3 protein-coding genes and 1 pseudogene are annotated in these 4,433 nt (G+C 68.8%); 3 read left to right on the top strand and 1 reads right to left on the bottom strand.

From position 1 onward, the window contains the following. The coding region (locus QWM81_RS28965) for a hypothetical protein (RefSeq protein ID WP_290115466.1) at nucleotides 1–230 on the top strand (230 nt) is incomplete at its 5' end. A gap of 46 nt (nucleotides 231–276) precedes the next feature. Continuing rightward, nucleotides 277–555, top strand: a complete 279-nt coding sequence (locus tag QWM81_RS28960; protein WP_290115465.1) for a hypothetical protein — start codon at nucleotides 277–279, stop codon at nucleotides 553–555. 112 nt (nucleotides 556–667) lie between these two features. On the opposite strand, the gene QWM81_RS28955 is transcribed toward QWM81_RS28960, so the two are convergent. Then, nucleotides 668–2,905 carry a hypothetical protein gene (locus QWM81_RS28955; protein WP_290115464.1) on the bottom strand — a complete coding sequence of 746 codons (2,238 nt, stop codon included), beginning with the start codon at nucleotides 2,903–2,905 and terminating at the stop codon, nucleotides 668–670. A 325-nt stretch (nucleotides 2,906–3,230) separates the two neighbouring features. Here QWM81_RS28955 and QWM81_RS28950 point away from each other — a divergent pair. Next, nucleotides 3,231–3,906 (top strand): annotated as a pseudogene (locus tag QWM81_RS28950) (helicase associated domain-containing protein); the annotation flags it as partial. Nucleotides 3,907–4,433 lie beyond the last annotated feature (527 nt).

Here is a 4,433-nt window from a genome sequence, read left to right as displayed (position 1 = left end):
CGCCGCCATCGACGACGCAAGCGGATCACCACACTCCCGGCAGTACCGCCGGCTCAACCCGCCAGACGCCACACCCCAGATCATCCAGCCGTACGCACCTCACGGCCAGCGTTCAAAAACACCTACTCAGCGATGCCGACAAGCAGCAGCGGACGATGCTCGCCCTGCTCAACTCCGTCGCCGCACTCAACGGCGGCGCATCATCCGCGGCGCAGGCACACGCCAACTGACGTCCATCACACGGCCCTTGGCACGTGGCGAACAAGGACTCTCACCATGAAGCTTGTCCTTTGGAGAGCCGTGCTCTCCCCCCTGACCAGCCTGCACGCCCTGCTCCTACAACGGCGAAGCAAGACACCGCTGTCCTACGACACGGCCTGGCGGCAGGCCCGCATACTGCACGCACCCGACGAAATGGTCTACCGGCTCCACGGACACCACGCCGCCCCCGTCCTGTCCGACGCGCCTGACCCAGCCCGCCCGTCCCCTCCCGACCCGACGGCGCGGCCAGAGGCGGACCGCGCTGAGTACGCGCTCGGATCCGCCTCCTCCTAGGAGGCCTGCACGCTGCTTCCGCAAGGACCCAGAGCCACGCAGGCGGCGGGTGAAACTGCCGGACACCCCGAGGCCGGCGACACAACGTGAGGACTACGCCGCCCCGGGTGGGTCACAGCAGCTGTACATGCTCCAGGCTGGCCCGCAGTGCCAGCGAGGCGTCTTCGACGACGTGTCCGTGCTCCAGGCTCTTGAGAATGACCTTGCCCTTGGGGGCACGGTCCACGTGGAAGGTGGACCACAGCCGGCACGTAGGACAGTCCCGGCCGACCAGGAACGGGCGCAGGAGGTGCAGCTCGTGATCGCTGTCGCGCAGGTAGAGGCTCCCGGCCTCGAGGTCGTTGCGGGGCACCGTCATGGTGCGGGTCGGCACGACCGGATGATCGCCTGTCAGCTCACGGTATTCGAGTGCGGCAGTCCGGGTGAGTGCATCCCAGCGGACGGTCGTGAGGTGCAGGAGAGGCCAGTCCGCGAGAAACCTCGCCGCCTCCAACAGGCAAGTCAGGTCGGCAAGGGCCTCTGAGGTAGCCCTCGGCAGGTCCACGGGGTCGATTCGCCGCAGGTGTGCCTGGTCGTTGCGGCGGTCGCTGAGTCGTTGGCGAGCCTGGGCGGTCTCCTTGTTGTCGAGCAAAGACCGCAGGTCGTGAAGCGGGTGTCCTGGTGGCAGAGCGCGCAGTTTGCGGCTGGTGGAGACCTCTTGCAGGACGAAGGCCCAATCACCGAACCCAGGGCCACCACGTCCGGCGGACAGCTTGTCCTTGATGGCGGTGGCCGATCCGAGTTCGATGCCTGAAGACCAGGCGAGTGCCAGTGCCAGCTGGGCCGTGTAGCACAACAGAATCTCGGTCGTGTCGAGCACGGCCGCGTAAGCGCCCTGCGAGGGGCCGGCGCTTGTCTGGGCCTCGGTCTCACGCCAGCGGGAGGCGACAGGGTAGGGGAATCGGGTGCGCACCGTGTGGCCCAGGTCGTCCAGCAACGATGCGGCCTCGACACGCAGCCGCAGGCCTCGGCCCGATGCGATAATCCGCGACCGCGCCGCAGCTGCGGTCCTGTCCAGGAACACCGAGGCCAACAGGGAGTCTGCTTCCTCCTGCCACTCCTCACGACGTGTCCTCGCAGCGGTGACGTCGTCCAGCACCTTGGCAAGTGCTTCGTCCGGTTGCGGAATCGGCAAGGCCCGAAGCTTGCTGCCTCCCAGGTGCAGTCCCGCCTGCAGTCCGATGAGCTTGCGGGCCAGCGGCATGCGCAGGAACAGCACGGCAAAGCGGCGTTGCTGTGCGTCCAGACCGGGGCGAGGCCTCAGCGGAATGGCCATGTGGGTCGCGGCCGCCGGGAGGTCCTGGGGGGTCAGTTCCGCAACGACGAACCCGCCGGGATCCGTTGGGTGTTGGACTGAACGCACCAAGAGGTCGCCGGGGGCCAGCAGATGCGACTCGGGAACACGCCCCCACAGTGTCTCCTCTGTGACGGGTGCGATCGTCCCGTCGCGTCCAACGTCGCGACCTCCCAACAGCCGTACCGCACCGGGGTCTTCTGCCGAGCAGGTCCAGTTCTTGGCGTCGGCAAGATGGAGCGTCGGCAGCTGGTGATAGAGGTCGCCGAGCAACCTCACGCCACCAAAGCCGGCAAGGTCGGAGCGGCGGTCTTCGATGTCCGGGTCGTGAAGATCGAACGCCAATGATGCTGCGGGATCGGGGCGCCTGCGCGCCACGTAGCCATGGCGCGTTCGGCCCCCGCCCCGGGCAAGCAGCCCCTGGAAGTCCTTCTCGACGGCGGCTTCGTCGTCCCGCGCGGAGAAGCGGAAGATCTTCAACGGCGGCTGGTCAACCGTGCGGGCGCGCAGGAAGACCGCAGCCGTTTCAAGACGGGGATCGAAGCCCTGCATGGCGCCGTGACCGTAGACCACGAGCAGTGTGTCCCAGTGCTCGGCGATGGCCTCTCGCAGCGCCACAGCCCACGGAGCCTCCGACGCGCACAACTGCGAGGGCACCAGGAACCCGAGCACGCTGTCGGAAGAGGCTGGTCGGCATGACCGCAGGACAGCATCTTCCCACTGCGAGGGCGCCTTGCCCGCCGAGCGCTTCGCCGATGAGATCCGTCCCCAGGGCGGCATCAACAGGACGGATTTAGAGGCCAGCAGCTCAGTCGCACGCGCCGGCAAGGTCTCCCACGTCGGCTCATGCTGAACCGGCCACTGCGCAGGTGCCTCGAGGAGAGGCTTCTTCCCAGGGCGGCAGATGGTCAACACAGTGGGCGCCGAAGTGCCCAGAGACATCAATGCCTGCATCACCAGCCGCTCGTACAGCGGCGTCAGGACTGCAACACGCCCCTCCGCGTGCTCCTCGGCCAACGCTCCCCCTCTGCCTCCCGATGAGCAACTACGGCGAACCCTACGTGATCAGTGTCGCTCCACGCTCGCCCTCCAGGATCGAGCCTGACCTGCACCGGAGCCGCTCATCTCTATAAGGGTTTTCAACGACATCAGGGAATCTCAGATGCATCGAGGTCTCGCAGCTCAAGCCCTTCAACACTTCAGGCCACAGATGCACGCACCGTCAAACCTGCTGGTCATCAACGCGCAAGCGAAGTCAAGATCAATCTCATACCCAAGCAGGTACCCAAGCCGAAGAAACAGCAGCCAATCTCACGCGCCTGAGACGAGGCGAGAACCCACAGCCACGGGGCACCTCGCTCCGCGCCAGGACGCGGTGTGGGACGACCCAGCCGGCGGCGGCTCCGTGCCCATCGGGCAGTACATGGCCAACCTCCGGCGTAAGGAGGGCCTGGGGAAGGACCCGAAGCGGGCGGCAGAGCGCGCTAAGCAGCTGGCCGCGATCGACCCGGACTGGAACTGCCCCTGGCCGCTCAACTGGGGCAGCGCCACTACCGCGTCCTCGCCGACCTCGCCGCCGATGAATCCGATGGCGTCCTGCCCGACACCGCCCCTGGCGTGCTCATGGACGGCGACGACATCGGACGGTGGCTCCAGCAGCAGCGCAAGCCAGGCACCTGGGCGCAGCTGTCGACCCAGCAGCAGGAGCGGCTGTCCACGCTGGGCGTCAAGCCGCTTGAGGAGCCGTCTCCCGCCCCGGCGGCCAAGCGTACGAGAAGGGGCCGAGCAAGGCACAGCAGGCCTTCCAGCGGGGCCTGACGGCCCTCACACAGTGGGTAGAGCGGGAAGGCGCCGACCGGCCTGTACCGCGCGGCCACAGCGAACAGATCACGGTCGACGGAGAGACGGAGCCGGTGACCGTGAAACTGAGCGTATGGATTTCGAACACCAAAAGCCGCCGCGACAAACTCACCGCCGAACAGCGCACCCCGCTGGCGGAGCTGGACATCGAATGGGCGGGATGCCGGACAGCGAGGCCCCCGCGGCCGCGCCGGTCCCGGGGTCTCCTGCGTGGGGGCCGCTGCAGCGCGGTGGCGTGACGACGGCCGTCCGGCGGCGGGACGCGGCAGCCGCGCGGGGCGGCCGGGCGGGGCGGGGACGGGACAGCGGCGCGGCGGCGGCCACATGGCGGCGGCACAGCCGGGGAGAGGCGGCACGACGGCCGCCCGGCAGCAGAACCGGGACGCCACGGCCGCAGGAGGGCGGCGGGCAGGCGGCGACGCGGCACCTGGGACGACGGGACGACGGCACGCGGGACAGCGGCAGCGGACGCGCGACCGGGAAGCGACCGGCACACGGCGACGGAGGGGCGAGCGGCTGGGAACGGCAACATGTGGCGGCCCGGCCCGCCGACGGCGCAACAGCAGGGCGGCGGAGCAGCGGCCGCCCGGTGACGCCCGACAAAGACAGAACCCCGGCACGGCCGGGAAGAGGCGGCCGGCCAGCGGCACGCGGACGGCAACGGAACGGCCCCGAGGTGGCGGTG

Origin of the sequence: Streptomyces ficellus (genome assembly GCF_030406405.1) — a bacterium.
GTDB classification, from domain to species: domain Bacteria; phylum Actinomycetota; class Actinomycetes; order Streptomycetales; family Streptomycetaceae; genus Streptomyces; species Streptomyces ficellus_B.
This window is presented reverse-complemented; position numbering and strand designations above follow the sequence as displayed.

Coding starts and splice junctions, on each gene's coding strand:
- QWM81_RS28960 (WP_290115465.1), top strand. CDS start 277: ATGAAGCTTGTCCTTTGGAGAGCCGTGCTCTCCCCCCTGACCAGCCTG.